The following is a 22,559-nucleotide window of genomic DNA, read 5'->3' on the forward strand; positions in this document are numbered from 1 at the left end:
GCTAACCATTCGGGAGCCGTTATCTATGGCCTGGCTGCAAAAGGTGATTATTGGCCTTGTCGTGATCTTTCTGATCCTGGTTGCCTTAGTTTTTTCCCTGAATAATCAGGTCTCAGTTTCACTCAATTTCCTGTTTTTCGAGACGGCAGCCTACGGCATTGCCTTCTGGCTGATATTGGCTTTTGTGGCGGGCGGCGTCATCGGAATGCTGTTAACCTCACTGGCCATGATCCGCACGTCTGTCAGCAAGCGGCATCTTCAGAAAAAGCTGGCGCAGACCGAAAAGCAGCTTGAGAAAGCCAGGTTGGAAGCCGGCCGGAATCCCTGATGGAAACAGTGCTTCATTGGCTGCTCCTGGTTGTTGCCGTTGCAGCGGGTTGGTTTATGGGTCGATGGGGGCGTCATGACGGTGGCCGCCATCCGAGAATCGATGATGAGGAAACCGTCCGGGATCGTCTCCAGTTCCTGTTTACCAATTACTCCGACGAAGCCATCGAGAATTTCGTCCAGTCACTGGCCGTCAATCGTGAGACCGTCAGCCTGCATCTGTCCGTTGGGGCGCATTTCCGTCTGAAAGGGGAAACCGAGCGGGCCATCGTTATCCACCAGAACCTGCTCGCCCGACCGGAGCTGCCCACCCGTTACTCGCCCCAGGTGACCTACGAACTCGCCATGGACTACATGACGGCTGGCCTGTTGGACCGGGCCGAATCCCTCTTTCATCAGTTGTTGGGCAGTCGGGACTACAGTCGCCAGGCTGCCGACCAACTGATCGAGCTCTATCAGCAGGAGCGCGAGTGGGACAAGGCGCGGCAGGTGGCCAGCACGCTGACGGTGGGCTACCCCGAGGAAGAGCTCAAGAAGCAGCTTGCCTACCTGACCTGTGAGCTGGCGGAGGATGCCCTGCGTCAGGATGATCGCTGGGGAGCCCAGAAGCTGGTCAAGAACGCGCTTGAGCAGGACAGGACGTGCGTACGGGCCAGCTTCCTGCAAGCGGATATACATCGGCGGCAGGGGAATCTGTCGGAAGTCAGTCAGTCCCTGTTCCGGGTGTTTGATCAGAATCCGTCCTTTGGCCCTGAGGCCATCGACCGGCTGATGAAACTGGCCCGGGAAAAAGGCGATGTGGCCCGTCTTGGGCGCCGTTTGCGTAAGCTTTACGAGAGCTGGCCGAGTACCAGTCTGCTGCTGGCGCTGGTCGAGTCCGTGGAGCGCAGCAATGGCCGTCTGGCTGCCATTGATCTGCTGCGCGAGGAGCTGGAGATTCGTCCCAGTCTGAAAGGCTTGCTGCGGCTCGTGGAAATGGCCGGTTACGAGAAGGGAATGACGACCGACGAAGGGCGCCTGGTGAGCCGCATGGGGCAGATGCTGCTGTCGAACCGCCCGATATACCGCTGCATCAGCTGTGGGTTCGAGGGGCGCCAGTTGCACTGGCTCTGCCCCAGCTGCAAGCGGTGGGAGAAAGTCCAGCCGATCCAGGGCGTGGAAGCGGAATAACCGACGAATTTTCGCAGAGGGCCGGCGAAAGCGGCTGGTCGTTTGCCGCAGGAATGTGTGAGGTGAGATATGCAAGATCGTAATGCCGAGTTGGGGCCGCGGATTATCGTGGCGCTGGATTTTGCCAGCCAGTCTGAGGCACTTTCCCTGGTGGATTCGCTCGACCCGGCGCTGTGCCGCCTCAAGGTGGGCAAGGAAATGTTCACCCGATTCGGGCCGAGCCTGGTCAAGGAGCTTCATAATCGCGGCTTCGAAGTTTTCCTGGACCTGAAGTTCCACGATATCCCCAATACCACTTCCGCGGCCGTGGCCGCTGCCGCCGACCTGGGGGTGTGGATGGTCAACGTGCATGCTTCCGGTGGGGAGACCATGATGGCGGCCTGCCGGGAGCGCCTGGAGAGCTTCGGAGCGGACCGCCCCCTCCTGATCGCTGTGACGGTGCTCACCAGCATGACGGCGGACGACCTGAAGGGGCTGGGGATTAGCGATTCGCCTGAGGCCCATGTCTCGCGCCTGGCGGCCATGACCTACAATGCTGGTCTCGATGGCGTCGTCTGCTCGGCACAGGAGGCGTCCATGCTGCGTTCCGAGCAGGGTGGGCGCTTCCGTCTGGTGACCCCCGGCATCCGTCCGACATTTGCCGCTCAGGGCGACCAGCAGCGGATCATGACGCCTTCCGACGCACTGCGTGCGGGCAGTGATTATCTGGTGATCGGCCGGCCGATTACCCAGGCCGGTGATCCACTCGCCGCGCTGGAGGAAATCCAGGCGGAGATCCGCCTGGACGAGGAATAGGCTGGAGCATTGTTTCGGCTATCCATGCGCCCCGGAGTTCCCGGGGCGTTCCCGTTTGGGCCGATGGTCCGGTAGCTGTGTTGTTCGTTGCTTGAGGTGGGGTGTCGGAGCAGGTTGCCCGCCGTGCCGGCTGCAATGATGGGGCATCGGACACAAAAAAAGCCGCTGGGATCAGCGGCTTTTTGAAATATTGGCTCCCCGAGCTGGGCTCGAACCAGCGACAAACGGATTAACAGTCCGTTGCTCTACCAACTGAGCTATCGGGGAACGTCGTCAGTGACGAGGCGCGTATATTACGGCGGCGCCCCATCACCGTCAACCCCCTAATCAATAAACCTTTTATGTTTTCTCAAGGGGGATCGAACCGGCTTAACCCAGTACCTTTTTCAGGCGTTCGACGGCCTTCTGCAGGTTCTCCATACTCGTGGCGAAGCTCAACCGCATATGGCCAGGCGCACCGAAGGCGGAGCCGGGAACCAGGGCCACTCCGGCCTCCTTGAGCAGCATCTCGGCCAGTTCCACGTCGTTCGAGACACCGTCGCGTGCATCGATAGCGCCCTGGAAACTCGGGAACACGTAGAAGGTGCCGTCGCCCTTCAGGCACTCGACGCCGTGAATGCCGTTCAGGGCGTCCACCAGATAGTCGTGGCGTTCCTTGAAGGCCTTGACCATCTCGCCCACACACTCCTGCGGACCTTCCAGCGCGGCCTGCGCCGCCGCCTGGGAGATGGAGCAGGGGTTGGACGTGCTCTGGGACTGGATCTTCTTCATGGCCCCGATGATCCTGGCCGGACCGGCGGCATAGCCGATGCGCCAGCCGGTCATGGAATAGGCCTTGGAAACACCGTTCAGCACGAAGGTGCGATCGTACAGTTCCGGTGTGGCGTTCAGGATGTTGCAGAACGGCTGACCGGTCCACAGGATCGGTTCGTACATGTCGTCCGTCGCAATCATCACCTGGGGGTGCTTTTTCAGGACCTCGCCAATCGCCTTCAGTTCATCCATGCTGTAGGCCATGCCGCTCGGGTTGGACGGGCTGTTCAGGACGAACAGGCGCGTTTTGTCGGTAATGGCATCTTCCAGCTGCTGCGCGGTAATCTTGAAGCGGCTCCCGGCTGAGGTTTCCAGGATCACGGGCCTGCCTTCCGCGACCAGCACCATATCCGGATAGGACACCCAGTACGGGGCCGGGATGATCGCTTCGTCACCCGGGTTCAATGTGGCCAGTGCGAGGTTGAAGAAACTCTGTTTGCCACCACTTGATACCAGTATCTGGTTGGCTTCGTACTCAAGACCGTTATCGCGTTTGAACTTCTCGATAATCGCCTTCTTCAGACCCGGCGTACCGTCAACGGCGGTGTACTTGGTCTGACCGCCCTTGATGGCTTCAATGGCAGCGGCCTTGATGTGTTCGGGCGTATCGAAGTCAGGCTCACCGGCGCCGAGGCCAATAATATCCTGGCCCGCCGCACGCAGTTCCGCGGCCTTGTTGGTGACGGCCAGGGTAGGTGAGGGCTTGATCGCTTGTACACGGCTCGAGAGTTGAAGGTCCAAACTAGCGCTCCTTAAGATGCGTCATGAGGGGCCGCCCGGATGTCGGGCCGAGGAAAAATCGGCATCGATGGCCGGGGAAGCCGGAAAAAATGCAAAACGCTGTGATGTTACCATGAAGGTTTCATCAGTATAAGCTGGCACTCAGACTCCGCGGTGCCGGCTACCGGAAATCATCGCATACTGCGACCGACTGTAAAGGGGGCATTGACGCCACATGTTCAAGGTTCATTCGGCCTACCAGCCCTCGGGAGACCAGCCCACGGCTATCGAGGGCCTGGTTGACGGGATAGAGTCCGGTCTGGCCCACCAGACCCTGCTGGGCGTGACCGGGTCGGGCAAGACGTTCACCATCGCTAACGTGGTGGAGCGCATCCAGCGGCCAACCATCGTCATGGCCCACAACAAGACATTGGCGGCGCAGCTGTACGGGGAGTTCAAGGAATTCTTCCCGGACAATGCCGTCGAGTATTTCGTTTCCTATTACGATTACTACCAGCCGGAAGCCTATGTCCCCTCATCGGACACCTTCATCGAGAAGGACGCGTCCATCAACGAGCACATCGAGCAGATGCGGCTGTCGGCCACCAAGGCCCTGCTGGAGCGGGACGATGCCATCATTGTGGCGACCGTCTCTTCCATCTATGGCCTGGGTGATCCCCAGTCCTACCTGAAGATGATGCTGCACCTGGATCGGGGCGATCAGATCGACCAGCGTTTTATCCTGCGCCGCCTGGCGGAATTGCAGTACACCCGTAACGACGTCGAGTTTCACCGGGCCAACTACCGGGTGCGCGGGGATGTCATCGACGTGTTTCCCGCGGAATCCGAGAAGGAAGCCATCCGCATCGAGCTGTTCGATGACGAGGTAGAGAATCTCAGCTACTTCGATCCGCTGACCGGGGAAGTGTTGCGCCGGGTGCCGCGGGTGACCATCTACCCCAAGAGCCACTATGTCACGCCACGCCAGGTAGTGCTGGACGCGGTCGAGAACATCAAGGTGGAGCTGGACGGGCGTCTCAAGCAGTTGCGCGACAACAACAAACTGGTGGAAGCCCAGCGACTGGAAGAGCGGACCCGCTACGATATCGAAATGATGCTGGAGCTGGGCTACTGCAACGGCATCGAGAACTACTCGCGCTACCTGTCCGGCCGTCGCCCGGGGGAGGCCCCGCCGACCCTGTTCGACTATCTCCCGGCCAACGCATTGCTGGTGGTGGACGAATCCCACGTCACCATTCCCCAGATCGGCGCCATGTACAAGGGCGACCGCTCACGCAAGGAAACCCTGGTGGAGTACGGCTTCCGTCTGCCGTCGGCCCTGGATAACCGGCCCATGCGTTTTGACGAGTGGGAGCGTATGGCGCCTCAGATGATCTTCGTCTCGGCCACGCCCGCCGTCTACGAGGCCGATCATGCCGGCCAGGTGGTGGAGCAGGTGGTGCGGCCGACCGGTCTGCTGGATCCGGAAATCGAGGTGCGTGCCGCGTCCACCCAGGTGGACGATCTGCTGTCCGAGATTCGCCAGCGTGTTGCGGCGGATGAGCGGGTCCTGGTGACCACGCTCACCAAGCGCATGGCCGAAGACCTGACGGATTTCCTGCAGGAGCACGACATCCGCGTGCGCTACCTGCATTCGGACATCGATACGGTGGAGCGGGTGGAGATCATCCGCGACCTGCGGCGGGGCGAATTCGACGTGCTGGTGGGGATCAACCTGCTGCGGGAAGGCCTGGACATGCCGGAAGTCTCGCTGGTGGCGATCCTGGATGCCGATAAGGAAGGCTTCCTGCGCTCGGAGCGCTCACTGATCCAGACCATCGGCCGGGCGGCGCGCAACGTACACGGCAAGGCGATTCTCTACGGCGACAGGATCACCGGCTCCATGCAGCGGGCCATCGACGAGACCTGCCGCCGTCGCGAGAAGCAGCAGGCGCACAACGAGGCCCATGGCATCACGCCGCAGGGACTGACGAAGAACATCGCCGACATCATGGAAGGGGCCCGCTACGGTGCCCCGGGACGTCGGCGCGGAGGCGAACGGCCCGGCCAGAAAGCGGCCGAGGAGGCCGAGGAATACCGTGCCATGGCGCATGGCAAGTCGCCGGAAGACTTGCTTAAGGATATCACCAAACTGGAAGACGAGATGTACAAGGCCGCCGCCGACCTGGACTTCGAGCGGGCAGCCCGGCTGCGTGACGATATTGCTTCACTCAAGGAAGCGTCCATCCGGACGGCCTGAGGTTGTTTAGTCCGAAACGCCCAGGTCGCGTCTGGGGCCGATAATCACGACCGCCTGCAACCGCTGCCGATGGCCGTAGCTGGCCATTTTTTCGAAGACGGCCCGGTCCACGGGCAGGTACTGTTTGTCGGCGATGGTTTCACCTTCCGCGACGTCCACCTCCGGGTCGTGCAGGTAGACAAACTGGTTATCCATGGCGCAGACAGTCACCCAGTGGGGGACCCGGCTGCGGTTGAGCTGCCAGGTGCTGACCAGGATGACCGGTATGTCGCCGCGGGCCAGGGCCTCTTCAATCACATCGACCGTGATGGGTTCGTTGTGCAGATCGATATCGGTCAGGGCCATGTCGTGGATGAAACCCTCGTGGACCAGTTCGAGGACCCGTTTTTTCTCCTCGCTGCGCACCGTATCCTTGAACAGCGCGCCTTCCCTGCTGACATAGGCCGTGACGGTGAAACCGCGCTGCCAGGCTGCCAGCGCCAGGCCGTGAGGACCACAGCCACCGTGACCGGCCAGCATAAAAATTGTGGTGGCCTCGCGCCAGATCCGCAGCTCTTCCAGGGTGGTGAGACGCCATTCAGGGCACTTGGCGGCCATGGCCATCATCAGTGCGGCCGGTCCACAGGTGAAATCGGTGGTCTGCGGGTAATAGGGCACAGGCCGCACCGCGTCTGACGGCTCGAAGAACAGGATGCGACGCTCGAAGCGCAGCGCATTGCCATGATCCTCGTAGTAGTCCCGATAGGTGCCGAACTGCCGGTAGCCCAGGCGGCGGTAGAGCCGGATCGCGCCGTGGTTATCCTCGCGTACTTCCAGGCGCATGATAATCCGGTCGGCGTCCACGGCAACCGCTTCGCTCTCGCGAACCAGTCTCTCGCCCAGCCCCTGTCCCCGGGCTTCGTCCGCGACGGCAATCGAGTAGATGCGTGCCAGGCGGGTGGCCTTGTGCATCAGCACCACGCTGTAGCCCACCAGCCGGCCCTCGGTCTCGGCCACCAGGACCCGGTCGCGGGGCATTTCCAGGAAACGGCGGAAGCTGCGGCGGGAGAGGCGGTCCTCCGAAAAACAGCGGTTTTCCAGATCGACCAGGGCATCCAGGTCGTCCGGGAGGGCGCGGCGAATCAATACATGCATGGCCAGTCCTGTAATAGCGTTCAACCAGGCCGGTAGGAGCAATTTACGCAGTGCCGGCGTGAACTATTATGGGGGGTGTTGGCAGACTGCGAAAGGTGCGTGAAATCCGCTATGAGCTAATGATTGTTTGGGTTCACGACCCGGCGTATTGTCGCGTTTTCGAGGCCGTTTCAGGAAGGAATCCGGTATGACCCGTTTGATGATTGTGGTGGATCGTGACCGTGACTGGGCCCCTTACTATCCCAGTACGGACGTCATGACCTTCGACCAGTATGTCCAGCTGTCGGGTAACAATTCCCAGCGGGTACGGGTGATCAACCTGTGCCAGAGTGCCCGCTATCTCAGTCGCGGTTACTATTGCTCGCTGTTGGCGGAGGCCCGTGGCCATAACGTGGTGCCCTCCGTGATGACGCTGAACGACCTGCGGCGCAAGGACCTGTTTTCACTGGAGTTGCAGGAGCTGGATCCAGGGGTTGTCCATTGGCTGGACGAGGCGGCAACCGCCGAGCCCGCTCCGGAGGGCGGGCGCGAGACCGTGCGCCAGGTGAAGGTGCGGACCTTCTTTGGCAAGGCCGAACACGAGGCCCTCAAACCGGTCGCCCGGGTGCTGTTCGAGCGGTTCCCGTGTCCGATCCTGGAAGTGGTGTTCCGTTATCGCAAAACCTGGCAGATCGAGTCGATGAAACCAGCATCCCCGGCGGACCTGACGGAGTCGGAACAGGATGTCTTTGCCGGGGCCCTGGATCGTTTCAGCAGCGCCCTGTGGCGCAAGCCGCGGTCGCGCCGCCAGTTCCGCTACGATCTGGCCATGCTGGTCGACCCGGACGAGAAGCTGCCACCCAGCGACGCCAAGGCGTTACAGTATTTCATCAAGGCCGGCAAGAAGCTGGGAATCCATGTGGAACCGATCACCCGCAAGGACTACATGCGGCTGCCGGAATACGACGGCCTGTTTATCCGCGAGACCACCTCGATCGACCATCACACCTACCGGTTTGCCCGCAAGGCCGAGGCCGAAGGCATGGTCGTCATTGACGACCCGGTGTCGATCCTGCGCTGTACCAACAAGGTGTTCCTGGCGGATCTGCTGAAGAACAACAAAGTGCCCACGCCGCGCACGCTGATCCTGTCCAAGGACCAGAAGGACGGCGTCGAGCAGGCCATCGAGCATCTGGGCTACCCCATGGTGGTCAAGATTCCCGACGGCGCCTTTTCCCGTGGTGTGATGCGTGCCGAGAACGAGCAACAGCTGAAGGAAGCGCTCAAGACGCTGTTCCGGCAATCGGCCCTGGTGCTGGCCCAGGAGTATCTCTATACCGATTACGACTGGCGTATCGGGGTGCTGGGCGGGCGCGCCATCTTTGCCTGCAAGTACTACATGGTGAAAGGCCATTGGCAGATCTACAGTCACGGCGACAACCAGCAGTTCGACAGCGGCGACTTCGATACGCTGCCCACCTATGAGGTCCCGCGTAATGTCATCCAGGCCGCACTGAACGCGACCCGGCTGATCGGCAACGGCCTGTACGGGGTGGACATCAAGCAGTCCGGCAATCGCGTCGCGGTTATCGAGGTCAACGACAACCCCAACATTGACGCCGGGGTTGAGGACCGCTTTCTCGGTGGCGAACTCTACACGTTGGTGATGCAGGAGTTCCTGTCGCGGATGGAAGCGCGGCGGCGGGCCTGAACCCAGGGCATCAGCCAGCCGTTCCCGGTTCCATTGGGCGCCAGACCCGAATGCTGCCCAGCCAGTTCAGGTGCGATGCCGCATCGCGGAGCTGCTGAATCGACACCGGTTGGGTCAGCGTATCGGGATTGCGGATGAAAATCTCCACCGATACGCGATCCCCCAGATAATGCAGGCGAAGGCTGCGCAGGGCTTCCGGCTCAAGCCGGTCGTGCCAGGCCCGTTCCAGGGCCTGGATGATTTCACTGCGCGTAGGCAGGCCGGATTCGGTCGGCTCAGCGCCTGAATCGTTTTCCGCATCGATGTGAAAGATCACATCGCTGATATCCGGATGGGCGTCGCGGATCCGCTGGGTGACCTTGACGCCGATTTCGTGCCCCTCGGAGACGCTGATGACGGGGCTGACAAGCAAATGCAGGTCGAGCAGTACATCCCCACCCATGCGCCGGCTGCGCAGGTCGTGCACGTCGCGCACGCCTTCGGTGGCCCGGGCGATGTCGTGGATCTCACGGGTGCGGTCATCGTCGATGGCGGTATCCACCAGTTCCTTGACGCTGCTCCAGGTCAGGCTCCAGCCAACATGGCCAATCACCACGGACACGCCGATCGCCGCCAGGGCATCGAGCCAGGCGACGCCCGTCATGGCGCCGGCAGCGCCAGCCAGGACGATGATCGAGGAGAACGCGTCCGTCCGGCTGTGCCAGGCGTTGGCGATGATCAGGTCCGAGCGGATCGCTTCGCCCACCCGTCGTGTGTAGCGGTAGATCCATTCCTTGCCGAGGATCGAGAGCCCGGCGGCGACCAGCACCGGCCATCCCGGCAGGGTCGTATCCCCGGGTTCCGACAGCATACGCTGCAGGCTGTCCCAGGCCAGGGCGCCGGCCAGTCCGATCAGGAAACTGCCCAGAACCATGGTGCCCAGGGTCTCAAAGCGTTGGTGGCCATAGGGGTGGTCGGAGTCCGGCGCCTGCCGGGCGGTGCGCATCAGGCCCAGAACCAGCAGGTCGGAGGCCACATCGGAAAACGAATGAATGCCGTCGATGACCAGTGCCTGGGAGTGGAAAAACACGCCGATGATGCACTTTCCCACCCCCAGGATGATATCGAGAATCATGCCGATAAGGGTGACCCGTGTGGCGGCCTGCTGTTCCTGTTTCAACTTGATGTCAGTCATTCCCGAAAACGCTCTCCTGGGCCAAATTTTGCTGAAGTCCTGATTGTCTTATGCACAAACCGGCGAAGCGGTGAGCCATTTTCCAGAGTGTTTCAAAATCCGGTGCACCGGTATGAGGCGCCTATAACCTATTGAAATAAAAAAGTAAATTGATTGATCAAAAAATAACCAATCTGTAGAGCGGCCCGTTCCCCAAGGGATTCGAAACTCTGCCCGCGTATTTTCAACAGGGTTATCCACAGATTTCGTGGAAAAGGTCACAAGGGCTTCACCATACAGTCATTTAGCGGTCATGTACGCCTGGGCAGACACCCTGTGGAAAACCCCTATGAGGCCCTGCACGGACGATTTCAGGCGCCGGGAGTGGCTGTATTTCCGCCGTATCCGGTATACTCCCGCCCCATCGAATGAATGGAGTATCCCCGATGTATGGCCTGATCCGAAACCTTCTTTTCCGATTACCGCCGGAGCAGGCCCATCATGTTGCGTTGCGGGCGCTGGATCTGGGGAATCGGTTGGGGCTGTTGGGAGCGTTGACGCCGAAAGTGCCTATGGCGCCGGTTGAGGTTATGGGGCTGGTGTTTCCCAATCCCGTGGGGCTGGCTGCCGGACTGGACAAGAACGCTGAGCACATTGATGCCCTGGCGGCCCTGGGATTCGGCTTCATTGAAGTCGGCACGGTGACGCCGATAGCGCAGCCTGGCAATCCCAAGCCCCGCATGTTCCGGCTGCCGGAGCATCAGGCCCTGATCAATCGTATGGGCTTTAACAACGAGGGGCTGGACGTTCTGCTGGCCAATGTCCGCAATGCCCGGTTTGACGGCGTATTGGGCATCAACGTCGGCAAGAACAAGGCGACGCCGGCGGAAGAGGCGGAGGCGGATTACCGCAAGGGAATTGCCGCGGTGTACGAACTGGCCAGCTACATCACCGTCAACGTGTCCTCGCCCAACACGCCGGGCCTGCGGGATCTCCAGTTCGGCGACTCCCTCAAGCGGCTGCTGGTGGCGATCAAGGAGGAGCAGCGCACCCAGGCCGAGCGCCAGGGGCGTTACGTGCCCGTCGCCGTGAAGATTGCGCCGGACATGGACGACCAGGCCATCCGTTTTGTCGCGGATGCGCTGATGGAAACCGGAATCGATGGCGTCATCGCCACCAACACTACCATCGAACGCAGCGCCGTTCAGGGCCATCAGTATGCCGGGGAGCAGGGCGGGCTGAGTGGAGCGCCCGTACGTGCCGCGTCCGTGCGGGTGATTGAGGGATTGTACGGCGAGCTGGGCGACCGGTTGCCCATCATCGGCGTGGGCGGGATCACCGATGGCGACAGTGCCGCTGAGAAAATCCGCGCGGGCGCGAAACTGGTACAGATCTATACCGGCTTTATCTACGAAGGCCCGGCACTGATCGCGGAGGCGGTGAAGGCGATTGCGGCGCTGGAGCGTTAACGGACAGGAACCGGGCGGGTCGAAAAGCGTGGCCTGAAAATAAAGTGGGCCCGCTGAGCGGGCCCGTGCGGGGGATAAACCCCGTGGCGTTGCTTTCTTTGCTGGTAAGGATCGAGTGGACCCTTTGGGTTAAATAGGTTTCCAGTTTGTTTTTTGGTTGCTAACGCTTGCTGTAAAGAGATCCTGATTGAGAGTTTTTGGTTGAAAGCCGAGTCACTGAATCTGGATAAAAGACAGTGGGCTTATCTGCTTCAGACTGAGATGTTTGGTAATCGATGGATGCCTGAAACCCCCGTAAGGCCTTCCCAATTATCCATCCGTCCTTCTCGCCAACCATTCAGCCACTCCTGCCGGGTGTCCACCTGTTCAAGAGGGCAGCTATCCTTGGATTTACCGGAAATGCCGGCCAGATAACCCCGTTTGAATGCGCGAGCACTCATATCTCTTTTCTGTCTTTTCATGCTGTTCCTCACCTCATGGGTTTACAGATCATGGGGTGCGCACCGAAGCATGCCAAACGACTGTGAAAGCAGATATCGCGGGACTCCGCCCGGAGGGATCCGCCTGGGCCGCAGGCACCAGGATCCTGTTGCTGACGTCGACAAACGTCAGCGCTTGAAAAGACGCGTCAATGACAAGGTAAGACGAAACCGTTGAAGATGTACACTATTAATTTCATCTAGATGACGGTTGCTTTATGTTTGTGTGACATAAAAATCCGTACGCTTAGTAGACGATTGCGCAACAATCAGCGGCTTAGCGCATTTTCTTCTAAGCACCTCTCAGCCATGTGGCTGTCGATTCTGTAGCCGGAAAGGCGGGACGAAGCTGTCCCCGGTCAACTCGCCTCCGGACGGCTACGCTGTCACAGGCGATGACGACGAATAACCATTGGAGCCCGAAGTGTCCCAAAACGAGTTTTTCCTGAGCTGTCCCAAAGGCCTGGAGTATCTGCTTGCCGACGAAATGGCGGGCTTTGGCATGACCGTCGCCCGGCATGCGCCGGCCGGTGTCTGGGGGCAGGGCACGCTGGAAAGCGGCTACCGGGCCTGCCTGTGGTCGCGTCTGGCGAACCGGGTCATCCTGCATCTGGCCACGGTGGAGGGCCGTTCCGGCGATGCGATGTACGAGGCGCTCAAGGCGATGGCCTGGGAGGAACACCTGCATGTTTCCGGGCGCTTCCGGGTGGTGTTCATCGGCCAGAACGAGGCCATCCGCAACACCCAGTACGGCGTCCAGCGGGTCAAGGACGCGATCGTCGACCGGTTACGCAAACCTTCAGGCGTGCGTCCGGCGGTGGATACGGACGACCCCGACATCACCATTTCGGTCCGGCTGCATCGAGGCGAAGCGCAGGTCGGCCTGGATCTGAGTGGCGAGAGCCTGCACAAGCGCGGCTATCGCACCGAGAAGGGTATTGCTCCGTTGCGTGAAAACCTGGCGGCAGCGCTGTTGCTGCGTGCGGGCTGGCCAGACATGGCGCGGACTGGCGGGGATCTGGTCGACCCCATGTGCGGGTCCGGCACACTGCTGATCGAAGGCGCGATGATGGCGTGTGACATGGCTCCGGGTCTGGCGCGGACCGCTTACGGTTTCAGTCGATGGCCGGGCCACGATGCCCGCCTCTGGGAGACGTTGCGGGCCGAGGCCGACGAACGGGCCCAGATCGGTCGTCGCACCAGCCGCAGCCGTTTCCGTGGATACGACGAGAACGCGCGGGTGATCGCCACGGCCTGGCATAACATCCAGCGGGCAGGCCTGGAAGACCGGATTCATGTTGAGAAACAGGCGCTGGCGGATTTCCAGAACCCGTCGAACGCGTCCACCGGCCTGATCCTCACCAACCCGCCGTACGGTGAGCGCCTGAGCGAGCGCAAGGCGCTCGGCCCACTGTACGAGACGCTGGGCGAGGTGGTTCGGACCCATGCCCAGGGCTGGGAACTGGGCGTCTTCACCGGGGCACCGGAGCTTTGCCACGCGTTGGGGCTGCGTAGTCATCGCCAGTACAAGCTGTTCAATGGCCAACTGCCGGCCCAGTTGCTGCTGTTCACCGTCGCGCCGGAAAACGAGGCCCGCGTTCGGCACCCCGGGGAACCGGGCAAGGTTGAGCCCCGAATCGCCAACCCCGAACGGGCGGAGATGCTGCGTAACCGGTTGCGCAAGAACCTGAAGCAAATCGGTCAGTGGGCCCGGAAGAACAACATCGAGTGCTACCGCCTGTATGACGCGGATATGCCCGAATACGCCCTGGCGATCGATTGCTACGGTGACCAGGTGCACCTGCAGGAGTATGCGCCACCCAAGTCGGTGGATGCCCGTGCCGCGCGGGAACGGCTGGGGGAGGCGTTGGCCGTGGTTCCGGAGGTCCTGGGTATCGATGCCGACAGGCTGGTCTGCAAGCAGCGCCAGCGTCAGGCAGGCAAGGCCCAGTACGAGAAGCAGTCCGCCAGCGGCCGGTACTTTACGGTCCACGAGGGCGGCTGTGCACTGCGGGTGAACCTGCAGGACTATCTGGATACGGGACTCTTCCTGGATCACCGCCCGGTGCGGCAGTGGATCCAGTCCCAGGCGAAGGGCAAGCGCTTTCTCAACCTGTTCTGCTACACCGGTGCCGCCACGGTACACGCCGGCGTGGGCGGTGCCCGGGAGACCGTCAGCGTCGATATGTCGAAGACCTATCTGCAGTGGGCCCGTGAGAACCTGCGGCTGAACCACCTGGACGACCGGTATCACCGTCTGGTGCACCAGGACTGCCTGCAGTGGCTGGAGGCCAAGCCGGGTAAGGGCGAGCGCGACTTCGACCTGATCTTCATGGACCCGCCGACCTTCTCCAATTCGGCGCGTATGGAGGGGGTGCTCGACGTGCAGCGGGATCATCCCCAACTGATCCGCCAGGCCATGGCGCGTCTGGCTCCCGGAGGCGTGTTGGTGTTCTCCAACAACTTCCGTCGTTTCCGGCTGGATCCATCGATCAGCGAGGCGTTCGACGTGCGGGATGTAACGCGCCAGACCATCGACCGGGACTTTGCCCGCAACCCCCGGATCCACCAGTGCTGGGAGATCCGGGCGAAAGCCTGAGCGGGCGGGGCTCAGAACTCGTAGCGGACGCCACCGTTGAACTGGTAGCCGCTGGCGGAGCTGTCGGTGTCCTCGAACAGCCGGCCGCCCTCGAGCGTCAGGTAGGTGTTGTCGACGACTTTCAGGTCGATCCCGGCCAGCCAGCTGAAGGCAAAGGAGCTGCCCGGGAAGTCGTCGTCCAGCTCCTCGTAGGCGGCTGGGGTCTCGTCGGTGGCCTTGACGTTGGCGTTGCCGTCGATGTGGGAGAAGCCGACCTGGGCATAGGCGTTGGAAAAGTCCGTCAGCCCATAGTGGATGCCCATGTACCAGCTGGCAAACCAGTCCATGTCCACTTTTAGGTTTTCCGACACCTCGGAGTCGCCAAGACCGGCGCCGGCCCGGACCTCCACATGGAACAGGTCCGAGATGTTCGAACCCAGCACCAGTGTGCCGGCAGAGAGCCAGCCGCGACTGTCGGGCAGGCCGCCTACCTTACGGTACTGCAGGGCCATACCCTGCACGCCAACATAGTCGAGGCCGGCCCGGCTCTTGGGCGGTTCCTGGGCGTGGGCGGGGAGGCTGAAAAGCCCGCCGGCGAGCAGGAGGGCGAGCAGGGGGCGGCGGGTAGACTGCATCGTCATAAGGGAATCCTGGCCTGGAGGTCTGACCGCCGCAGAGCGGTTCTTATTCTCGGTGGGGGCGGGTGATGCTCCCTAACCCCGGGATTCTGCGTTATGAGACGCAGCCTTGCGTCGACTCAGGTCACAAATCGCCGGTATCCGTCCCCTCCGGTATCAGCCCGCCGTCCCGTGCCAGCATCAGCAGGGCAAAGACGCTGCTCTCCGGCAGTTGCGGCTCCAGGCCGTGGGTGAACAGGAGCTCCCGGCGCCAGTCTTCCAGGTCCTCGTAGGGCATGTGCTTGATCAGGTGGTCGACCGTCGCCAGTTCGAACGGCACCGGCATCCGCAACGTATCGAACAGCAGGTCGACCAGACCTTCGTCCGGATCCAGCCCATCCACGAAAATGGTCTGGTCCGCCAGGTCGTCGTTCAGCTCGCGGGCCAGTTCCAGTAGGGGCACACCCTGTTCCTGCAGGTAGTCGAGGTCCACGTCCAGGCCGTCGGCGTCGTCCGGCAGCCAGGTTTCGTCCGGCTCGATCACCACGGTTTTCATCGCGCCATCGGCCAGCGACCAGGCCATGGCGGTGGGAAAGCAGGCGTCGTGTGATTCGACGAATTCGATATCGAGGAACTGGGGCAGGCGCATGGCTTCTCGGGGGGCGATGGGTGGTTTGACAAGGATACCAGCTTCCCGGCGCCGACGAGAGAGGTGGTAGAAGGCGCAATTTCGACAGATTGGCCGTTCGTGCGATACTGGCCTTCGTTTTTTCGGACAACGGATATTTTGGATCAGCATGGACAACGCCGTTTTCAATTCGAAGCTCTTTGATTTCCTCAAACAGTCTCCCACGCCTTATCACGCTGTCCAGCGGATGGCCCGCCGTCTCGAGGCGGCCGGGTTCGAGCGCCTCGACGAGCAGGCCGCCTGGTCCCTGGCGCCGGGCCAGCGTTATTACGTGACCCGCAACGATTCCACGATCATCGCCTTCCAGACGGGGCAGAGCGATCCGGTCACACACGGTATCCGCATGATCGGCGCGCACACGGACAGTCCCTGCCTGCGGGTCAAACCGAATCCGGAGATCTACAAGAAGGGGTTCTATCAGTTGGGCGTCGAAGTCTATGGCGGCGCGCTGCTCAATCCCTGGTTCGACCGCGACCTGTCGATGGCCGGCCGAGTGAGTTACGTGGACAGCCACGACCGGCTGCGGGATGCGCTGGTCGACTTCGCCAGGCCGGTGGTGACGATTCCCAGCCTGGCCATCCACCTGGACCGGGAGGCGAACAACACCCGCACGGTCAATCCGCAAACCGACATTCCGCCCATCCTGATGCAGGCGGACGAAAAGGAGGCGGTGCCGTTCCGTCAACTGCTGGCCGACCGGATTCGCGCCGAGGATCCGGAGGCGGATGTGGCGAAAGTGCTCGACTACGAGCTGAGCCTGTACGACACCCAGCCGCCGGCGACCGTGGGGCTGAACGACGATTTCATTGCCTCGGCCCGGCTCGACAACCTGCTGAGCTGCTTTATCGGTCTGCAGGCGTTGGTGCAGGCCGATCCCACCCAGCCGGCGCTGCTGGTCTGCAACGATCACGAGGAAGTCGGCAGCATGTCCGCCGAGGGCGCGCAGGGGCCTTTCCTGTCGTCGGTGCTGGACCGCTGGGTGGGCGCCGCCGACAGGCCCCGGGTCATCGCCCGGTCAATGATGATTTCAGCGGACAACGCCCACGGGGTGCATCCCAACTACGCCGATCGTCACGACGGCAACCATGGTCCGTTGCTCAATGCCGGCCCGGTGATCAAGGTCAACAACAACCAGCGCTACGCCACTAACAGTCGCACGGCGGCGTTGTATCGTCATATCAGCGAGTCGCTGGATCTGCCGTGCCAGTCTTTCGTGGTACGTACGGATATGGGATGTGGCAGCACCATCGGTCCGCTGACGGCGGGTAACCTGGGGGTGAGGACGCTGGATATCGGCGTGCCGCAGTTCGCGATGCACTCGATCCGCGAAATGGCCGGTGCCCGGGACGGGTACGTCCTGTACCAGGTCCTGCGCCGTTATCTCGAGTTGGAACAGATCGATTAGGTTCAGGCGTCCGTCGGGGCGCCTTAAGGCAGGCTGGCATCCCGGGCGAGGACAGGATTCTCCGAAGGGGTGTCGGCAGGTTAAGCGCCTGAAACGAAAAAGGCCGCTCGATTGAGCGGCCTTCGGAATTCGGTGGCTCCCCGAGCTGGGCTCGAACCAGCGACAAACGGATTAACAGTCCGTTGCTCTACCAACTGAGCTATCGGGGAACAGCTGTGATCAGCAGGCGCGCATATTAAGGAAGTTCCGATGAGGGGTCAACCCTTGCCGGAAGAAAAAAGAGGTCTCCAGAAACAACGCATGTCCGGTCACCAATCCCGCGCCTATCCCTTGCCCTCGGGGCTGGCTTCCAACATTCGCAGTTACCGTCCGCCGCTCTGGCTGCGGAATGGCCACTTGCAGTCGGTCTGGCCGACGCTGTTCCGGCGTATTGCGCTGGCGGAGCCCGTGACCCAGCGTATCGACACCCCCGACGGCGACGAACTGCACCTGGACTGGTATCGCCAGGGAAGTCCGCGTCTGGCCATCCTCTCCCACGGCCTGGAGGGACACAGCCGTCGTCCCTACATGCAGGGCCTGGCCCGCGGCCTGCTGGCGGACGGCTGGGACGTACTGGCCTGGAATTTCCGCTCCTGTGGCGGGCGCATGAACCGTCTGCCGCGTTTCTACCACAGTGGCGCCACCCAGGACCTGCATGCCGTCGTGAGCCATGCGCTGGCGGACAGTGCAGGCTATGGGCATCTGGCCCTGTCCGGTTTTTCCATGGGTGGTAACCTGACCCTGCTTTACCTGGCCGAACAGGGTGAACGGATCGACAGCCGGATCCGCGGTGCCGTCACCTATTCGGTGCCCTGCGACCTGGCCGGTAGCGCCAGGGTGTTGGCGTTGCCCAGCCGACGGATCTATATGCAGCGCTTCCTGAAGGACCTGCAGGTCAAGATGGCCGACAAGGCGAGGGATTTCCCGGACCTGATCGATATGACCGGGTTTGACGATATCCGCAGCTTCCAGCAGTTTGACGATCGCTACACCGCGCCCCTGCATGGCTTTCGCGATGCCGACGACTACTGGGCCCAGGCGTCGTGCCTGCCGCGCCTGCCGGAGATCCGGGTGCCGTCGCTGATCGTCAATGCGGCGGACGACCCATTCCTGTCCGCCGCCTGTTATCCGGAAAAGCGGGGCCAGTTGGGCCCCTGGGTCACCCTGGAGGCTCCCCGGTGGGGCGGCCACGTCGGCTTCGTGGAAATCGCCCGGGACGGTTACTACTGGTCGGAGCGCCGGGCGCTCAATTTCCTGCGCGGACTACTGGGCTGAAGCAGCGTCCAGCAGGGGCTTCAGGTGCGGCCAGACGTTGGCCAGCAACTGCGGCTGGCCTTTTGCGGTAGGGTGAATGCCGTCGGCCTGCATGAAGCCGTCACGATCGTAGATGCCATCGAGGAAGAACGGGACCAGTGCTGCGTCCTGCTCCCGGGCAATGTCCGGGTAAATGGCGGCAAAGACTTCTGTGTAGCGTGGACCATAGTTGGGTGGCATCTGCATGCCGATCAACAGCACGCGGGCGCCGGACTGTTGGGCCAGTGTCGTCATTCGGGCGATGTTCTGCCGGGTCACCTGGGGTGGAAATCCGCGCAGCCCGTCGTTGCCACCGAGCTCGATGATGACGATCGCCGGGGCCCGGTCGTCGAGCAACGCCGGCAGGCGACGCAGCCCGCCGTCGGTGGTCTCGCCACTGATACTGGCATTGACCACCTGCCAGCTGCCGTAACCTTCTTCGCCGAGCTTCTGGCGCAGCAGGGCCACCCAGGCCTTGTCCGTTTCCACGCCGTAACCGGCACTGAGGCTGTCGCCCAGGATGAGCAGGGTGGACTGCGCGGCGGCCAGACCGGGAACCAGGAGAAAAAGGCATAAAGCGATTGATCTCAGGAACATAACTTCCGTATCCATTGTCAGTAAAAGATGGCGTGCAATAACATCGGCCCTTAGTGGCGTCTGGCTGCGGCTCCGGATGACGGGAGAGTGGGGCAGCTCAGGATACGGTTTTACCGTCGGGGAGACACTGTGGCAACTGGAAGCGACATTCTGAAAGTAACGGACCTGACCCATGAGGTGGCCCTGGGATCGGGAACACTGCGTATTCTGCACAACGTCAACCTGAGCATCGGCGCCGGCGAGTCCGTGGCCATCGTTGGGCGATCTGGCTCGGGCAAGACCACGCTCCTGGGGCTCCTCGCCGGCCTGGATACGCCGACACACGGTCGCATCGAGTTGGACGGCCAGCCCATCAGTCAGATGAGCGAAGACGAGCGGGCCAGTCTGCGGGCCCGGCGGGTCGGTTTCGTGTTCCAGTCATTCCAGTTACTGCCGGCGCTGACGGCCCTGGAAAACGTCATGCTGCCGCTGGAGCTGGCCGGCCAGACCGATGCGTCGGACCAGGCCACCGAGCTGCTCCGGCGTGTGGGACTGGGCGAGCGGCTCCAGCATACTCCCCGCCAGCTTTCCGGCGGCGAACAGCAGCGAGTGGCCATTGCCCGGGCGTTCGCCGCACATCCGAAGATCCTGTTCGCCGACGAACCCACCGGCAACCTCGACAACAATACCGGTCAGGCGGTGTCCGACCTGCTCATGGCCCTGAACCGGGAGCAGGGCACCACCCTGGTGATGGTTACGCATGATGAGCATCTGGCCGCCCGCTGCGGGCGCCAGCTGCATATCGAGGCTGGCGAGGTGTCGGAAAACGGTGTGGTGCCAGCGCAGGGAGTGGCGGTCTGATGGCCGCGACACAACTCGCCCGGAGCAACCGGGACTGGCGGCAGCGGGATGTCCGGGTGCTGGTGGCGGCCCTGATCGTCGCCGTGGCGACCGTTGCCACCATTGCGCTCTACGCCAGCCATTTGGAGCGGACCCTGGTCACTTCGGCCAGCGCGTTCCTGGCTGGTGACCGGCAACTGGAGCGCGAAAACGGCCAGCCCGTTCCCCAGGCCTGGCGGGACGAGGCCGAGCGCCAGGGATTGGCGACAGCCCGCATGGTGGAGTTTTCCACCATGGTGTTCGGTGGCGGCAATTTTCAGTTGGTGTCGGTGAAAGCGGTCAGCGACAGCTACCCGCTGCGTGGACAGGTGGAGTTCCAGGCGGATACGGACGCGCCCCGGCAGATGCTGTCCCATGGGCCCGGCCCTGGGGACGTCTGGCTGAATCCACGCCTGCTGCGTCTCCTGGGCCTGGAAATCGGCGGTACGGTCGAGGTCGGGAACCGTGACCTGAAGGTGACGGGCCTGCTGATCCGCGAGCCGGATGCGGGCTTCAGCATGTCGGCGCTGGCGCCCCGCATCATGATGCATGCCGATGACGTGCCGGCGACGGGCGTGATCCAGCCCGGCAGCCGGGTGGAGTACGTCAACCTGTTTGCCGGCGCCGACGACGCCCTGGAGCGTTTTCACGCCTGGCTCGAGCCGAAGCTTGGGCCCAGTGACGAGTGGAAGAGCATCCAGGATGGCCAGGCCTTGTCCGATTCCCTGACCAAGGCGCGGCGTTTCCTGCTGCTGGGTGGCAGCCTGGCTGTCCTGTTGGCGTCGGTGGCCGTAGCGGTCGCCAGCCGCCAGTACGCGATGGGGCAACGTGACACCGTGGCATTGCTGAAGACGCTGGGCGTGCCCGGGAGGCGTATCAGTCGCCTGTATCGGGTCCGCCTGTTGGTGTGGGGCATGACCGGCACGCTCCTGGGGATCCTGTTGGCTTTGCCGGTGTTCTGGGGGCTTGCGTCCCTGACCGCCGGAATGCTGGACCGTAAGATGGATTACAGCGTGGATGTGCTGTCATTGTGGCCGGCGCTGGTGACGGCGCTGGTGGCGCTGTTTGCCTTTGCCTATCCGCCAATCCAGCGATTGCGCAGGGTGCCGGCGATGCGGGTCCTGCGGTCGCAGCCCGGGGAAGCGGGCCGCGGTGTGTGGATGGATGTTGTCATAGCGGTGATAGCGGTATTCGGGCTGCTCTGGCTCTATGCCGGCGAGCTCTGGATGGTGCTGGCACTGCTGGGTGGCCTGGCGGCGTTGCTGGGCATCCTGGCGCTGGCCGGCTGGCTGCTGGTGCTCGGCCTGCGGCGCGTCGTGGGTAGTGGCAACGCCTGGCGTCTGGCGCTGGTCGGGCTCTACCGGCATCGCAGGGCCAGCCTGTCGCAGATTGCCGTCTTCGCCATGACACTGATGCTGGCGGCGACGCTGATCCTGGTTCGCTCCTCACTGCTGGATGACTGGCAGGCCCAACTGCCCGCCGACGCGCCCAACCATTTCCTGATCAATATTGGTCCTGAAGCCGTCGACGAGGTGCGTGACTTTCTGGGCAAACACGACCTGTCCACCGACGAGTTGTATCCGATGGTGCGTGGGCGACTCACCGAGATCAACGGGAAGCCGGTACGTGAAGCGGTAAGCAAGGACCGGGAGGTCAGGGCCCTGAACCGGGAGCTGAACCTGACCTGGATGCAGGATCTGCCGTCGGACAACCAGATCGTCAAAGGCAACTGGTTCCAGCCGGGGCAGACCGAAGGGCTGTCCATCGAGTCCGAACTGGCCCAGCGTCTTGGCGTGACGCTGGGCGACCGGTTGACCTTCACCATCGGGTCCCAGACCATCACGGAACCCGTGACCAGTATCCGCACGGTGCAATGGGACAGCATGAAGCCCAATTTCTACATGGTGTTCCCGCCCGGCGGCGCGCTCGACGGTCTACCGGCCACCTGGATCACCAGTTTCTACCTGGGGTCTTCCCGCAAGGGCATCCTCAACGACTTTACGCGACGCTTCCCGACTATTTCCGTGCTGGAGATCGATCACATCATCGATCGTATCCGCGAGATCGTGCAGCAGGTGACCCAGGCGATCGAGGCGATCCTGGCAATGATCCTGGCAGCGGCGATCGTGGTTATGGCGGCTGTCGTCAGCGCCACGCTTCAGGATCGCCAGCGGGAAGGGGCCCTGCTACGAACGCTGGGAGGCCGGCAGCGCCTGTTGGTCAACAGCACCATGCTGGAGTTTGCGCTGTTGGGGCTGTTCGCCGGTATTCTCGGGGTGTTGGCCGGCGAAGTGGCGGTCTGGGCGCTGCAGTACCGTATGTTTGAGGGGGCATTCCACTGGCACTGGCGGGTCGTTCTCCTGCTGCCGCTGGTCAGCGCGGCGGTGCTGGCGGTCTTTGGACGTTGGCAACTGAATCCGGTGTTACGCGTCTCACCGATGCTGTTGTTGCGCCGTCTGGAGTGAGGGGCGGCC

General features: G+C 62.3%; 18 protein-coding genes and 2 tRNA genes. 11 read left to right on the plus strand and 9 right to left on the minus strand.

All coding sequences use genetic code 11. The annotated features are described in order from the left end of the window. Positions 1 to 25: 25 nt before the first annotated feature. From EZI54_RS13160 to pyrF, 3 genes are all read left to right on the plus strand, one after another. Positions 26 to 328: a lipopolysaccharide assembly protein LapA domain-containing protein gene (locus tag EZI54_RS13160; RefSeq protein ID WP_131482355.1), complete on the plus strand. Its 303-nt coding sequence runs from the start codon at positions 26 to 28 to the stop codon at positions 326 to 328. Further along, on the plus strand, positions 328 to 1,497 hold the full coding sequence (gene lapB, locus EZI54_RS13165) for a lipopolysaccharide assembly protein LapB (RefSeq protein WP_131482356.1): 1,170 nt from the start codon (positions 328 to 330) through the stop codon (positions 1,495 to 1,497). Before EZI54_RS13160 ends, lapB begins: the two co-directional genes overlap by 1 nt. A 69-nt stretch (positions 1,498 to 1,566) precedes the next feature. Next, positions 1,567 to 2,292 carry an orotidine-5'-phosphate decarboxylase gene (gene pyrF / locus EZI54_RS13170; protein ID WP_131482357.1) on the plus strand — a complete coding sequence of 242 codons (726 nt, stop codon included), beginning with the start codon at positions 1,567 to 1,569 and terminating at the stop codon, positions 2,290 to 2,292. A gap of 191 nt (positions 2,293 to 2,483) precedes the next feature. Here pyrF and EZI54_RS13175 read toward each other — a convergent pair. Together EZI54_RS13175 and EZI54_RS13180 are read right to left on the minus strand one after the other, a co-directional pair. After that, positions 2,484 to 2,559, minus strand: a tRNA-Asn gene (locus EZI54_RS13175). A 102-nt stretch (positions 2,560 to 2,661) separates the two neighbouring features. Further along, positions 2,662 to 3,846 carry a pyridoxal phosphate-dependent aminotransferase gene (locus EZI54_RS13180; RefSeq protein ID WP_131482358.1) on the minus strand — a complete coding sequence of 395 codons (1,185 nt, stop codon included), beginning with the start codon at positions 3,844 to 3,846 and terminating at the stop codon, positions 2,662 to 2,664. Positions 3,847 to 4,060: 214 nt separating this feature from the next. Between EZI54_RS13180 and uvrB the strand changes: the two genes are divergently transcribed. After that, a complete protein-coding gene (gene uvrB / locus EZI54_RS13185; RefSeq protein WP_131482359.1) occupies positions 4,061 to 6,085 on the plus strand; it encodes an excinuclease ABC subunit UvrB in 2,025 nt (674 codons plus the stop codon). 6 nt (positions 6,086 to 6,091) lie between these two features. Here uvrB and rimI read toward each other — a convergent pair whose 3' ends face one another. Continuing rightward, the gene (gene rimI / locus EZI54_RS13190) at positions 6,092 to 7,219 is read right to left on the minus strand and encodes a ribosomal protein S18-alanine N-acetyltransferase (RefSeq protein ID WP_131482360.1); all 1,128 of its coding nucleotides are present in this window, start codon (positions 7,217 to 7,219) and stop codon (positions 6,092 to 6,094) included. A 187-nt stretch (positions 7,220 to 7,406) separates the two neighbouring features. Between rimI and EZI54_RS13195 the strand changes: the two genes are divergently transcribed. Continuing rightward, entirely contained in the window at positions 7,407 to 8,909 is a 1,503-nt protein-coding gene (locus tag EZI54_RS13195; protein WP_131482361.1) for a RimK family protein, read from the plus strand. A gap of 10 nt (positions 8,910 to 8,919) precedes the next feature. On the opposite strand, the gene EZI54_RS13200 is transcribed toward EZI54_RS13195, so the two are convergent. Continuing rightward, positions 8,920 to 10,083 (minus strand): cation diffusion facilitator family transporter, encoded by a 1,164-nt coding sequence (locus EZI54_RS13200; protein WP_131482362.1) that lies wholly within the window; start codon positions 10,081 to 10,083, stop codon positions 8,920 to 8,922. A gap of 425 nt (positions 10,084 to 10,508) precedes the next feature. Here EZI54_RS13200 and EZI54_RS13205 point away from each other — a divergent pair, with 425 nt between their 5' ends. After that, positions 10,509 to 11,531, plus strand: coding sequence for a quinone-dependent dihydroorotate dehydrogenase (locus EZI54_RS13205; protein ID WP_131482363.1), 1,023 nt, complete (start codon positions 10,509 to 10,511; stop codon positions 11,529 to 11,531). A 251-nt stretch (positions 11,532 to 11,782) separates the two neighbouring features. Here EZI54_RS13205 and rmf read toward each other — a convergent pair whose 3' ends face one another. After that, entirely contained in the window at positions 11,783 to 11,992 is a 210-nt protein-coding gene (gene rmf / locus EZI54_RS13210; protein WP_131482364.1) for a ribosome modulation factor, read from the minus strand. A 442-nt stretch (positions 11,993 to 12,434) separates the two neighbouring features. Between rmf and rlmKL the strand changes: the two genes are divergently transcribed. Further along, complete coding sequence (gene rlmKL, locus EZI54_RS13215; RefSeq protein WP_131482365.1) at positions 12,435 to 14,609, plus strand: bifunctional 23S rRNA (guanine(2069)-N(7))-methyltransferase RlmK/23S rRNA (guanine(2445)-N(2))-methyltransferase RlmL; 2,175 nt, start codon at positions 12,435 to 12,437, stop codon at positions 14,607 to 14,609. 11 nt (positions 14,610 to 14,620) lie between these two features. Here rlmKL and EZI54_RS13220 read toward each other — a convergent pair whose 3' ends face one another. Both EZI54_RS13220 and EZI54_RS13225 read right to left on the minus strand, forming a co-directional pair. Next, on the minus strand, positions 14,621 to 15,229 hold the full coding sequence (locus EZI54_RS13220; protein ID WP_242674457.1) for an outer membrane beta-barrel protein: 609 nt from the start codon (positions 15,227 to 15,229) through the stop codon (positions 14,621 to 14,623). Between the two features lie 121 nt (positions 15,230 to 15,350). After that, a complete protein-coding gene (locus EZI54_RS13225; protein ID WP_131482366.1) occupies positions 15,351 to 15,854 on the minus strand; it encodes a hypothetical protein in 504 nt (167 codons plus the stop codon). Positions 15,855 to 16,002: 148 nt separating this feature from the next. Between EZI54_RS13225 and EZI54_RS13230 the strand changes: the two genes are divergently transcribed. Continuing rightward, positions 16,003 to 17,298 carry a M18 family aminopeptidase gene (locus EZI54_RS13230; protein ID WP_131482367.1) on the plus strand — a complete coding sequence of 432 codons (1,296 nt, stop codon included), beginning with the start codon at positions 16,003 to 16,005 and terminating at the stop codon, positions 17,296 to 17,298. A 133-nt stretch (positions 17,299 to 17,431) separates the two neighbouring features. Here the strand turns inward: EZI54_RS13230 and EZI54_RS13235 are convergent. Continuing rightward, positions 17,432 to 17,507 (minus strand) — tRNA-Asn (locus tag EZI54_RS13235). Between the two features lie 91 nt (positions 17,508 to 17,598). On the opposite strand from EZI54_RS13235, the gene EZI54_RS13240 reads away from it, so the two are divergent. Beyond that, entirely contained in the window at positions 17,599 to 18,612 is a 1,014-nt protein-coding gene (locus EZI54_RS13240; RefSeq protein WP_131482368.1) for a YheT family hydrolase, read from the plus strand. Here EZI54_RS13240 and EZI54_RS13245 read toward each other — a convergent pair. Further along, positions 18,601 to 19,221 (minus strand): arylesterase, encoded by a 621-nt coding sequence (locus EZI54_RS13245; protein WP_242674462.1) that lies wholly within the window; start codon positions 19,219 to 19,221, stop codon positions 18,601 to 18,603. The two genes, EZI54_RS13240 and EZI54_RS13245, sit on opposite strands and share 12 nt — an antisense overlap. Before the next feature lie 135 nt (positions 19,222 to 19,356). Between EZI54_RS13245 and EZI54_RS13250 the strand changes: the two genes are divergently transcribed. Beyond that, positions 19,357 to 20,067: an ABC transporter ATP-binding protein gene (locus EZI54_RS13250; protein WP_242674458.1), complete on the plus strand. Its 711-nt coding sequence runs from the start codon at positions 19,357 to 19,359 to the stop codon at positions 20,065 to 20,067. Beyond that, the gene (locus EZI54_RS13255; RefSeq protein ID WP_131482369.1) at positions 20,067 to 22,550 is read left to right on the plus strand and encodes an ABC transporter permease; all 2,484 of its coding nucleotides are present in this window, start codon (positions 20,067 to 20,069) and stop codon (positions 22,548 to 22,550) included. Before EZI54_RS13250 ends, EZI54_RS13255 begins: the two co-directional genes overlap by 1 nt. The last annotated feature ends 9 nt before the right edge of the window (positions 22,551 to 22,559 follow it).

Source organism: Marinobacter halodurans (assembly GCF_004327985.1).
GTDB classification, from domain to species: domain Bacteria; phylum Pseudomonadota; class Gammaproteobacteria; order Pseudomonadales; family Oleiphilaceae; genus Marinobacter_A; species Marinobacter_A halodurans.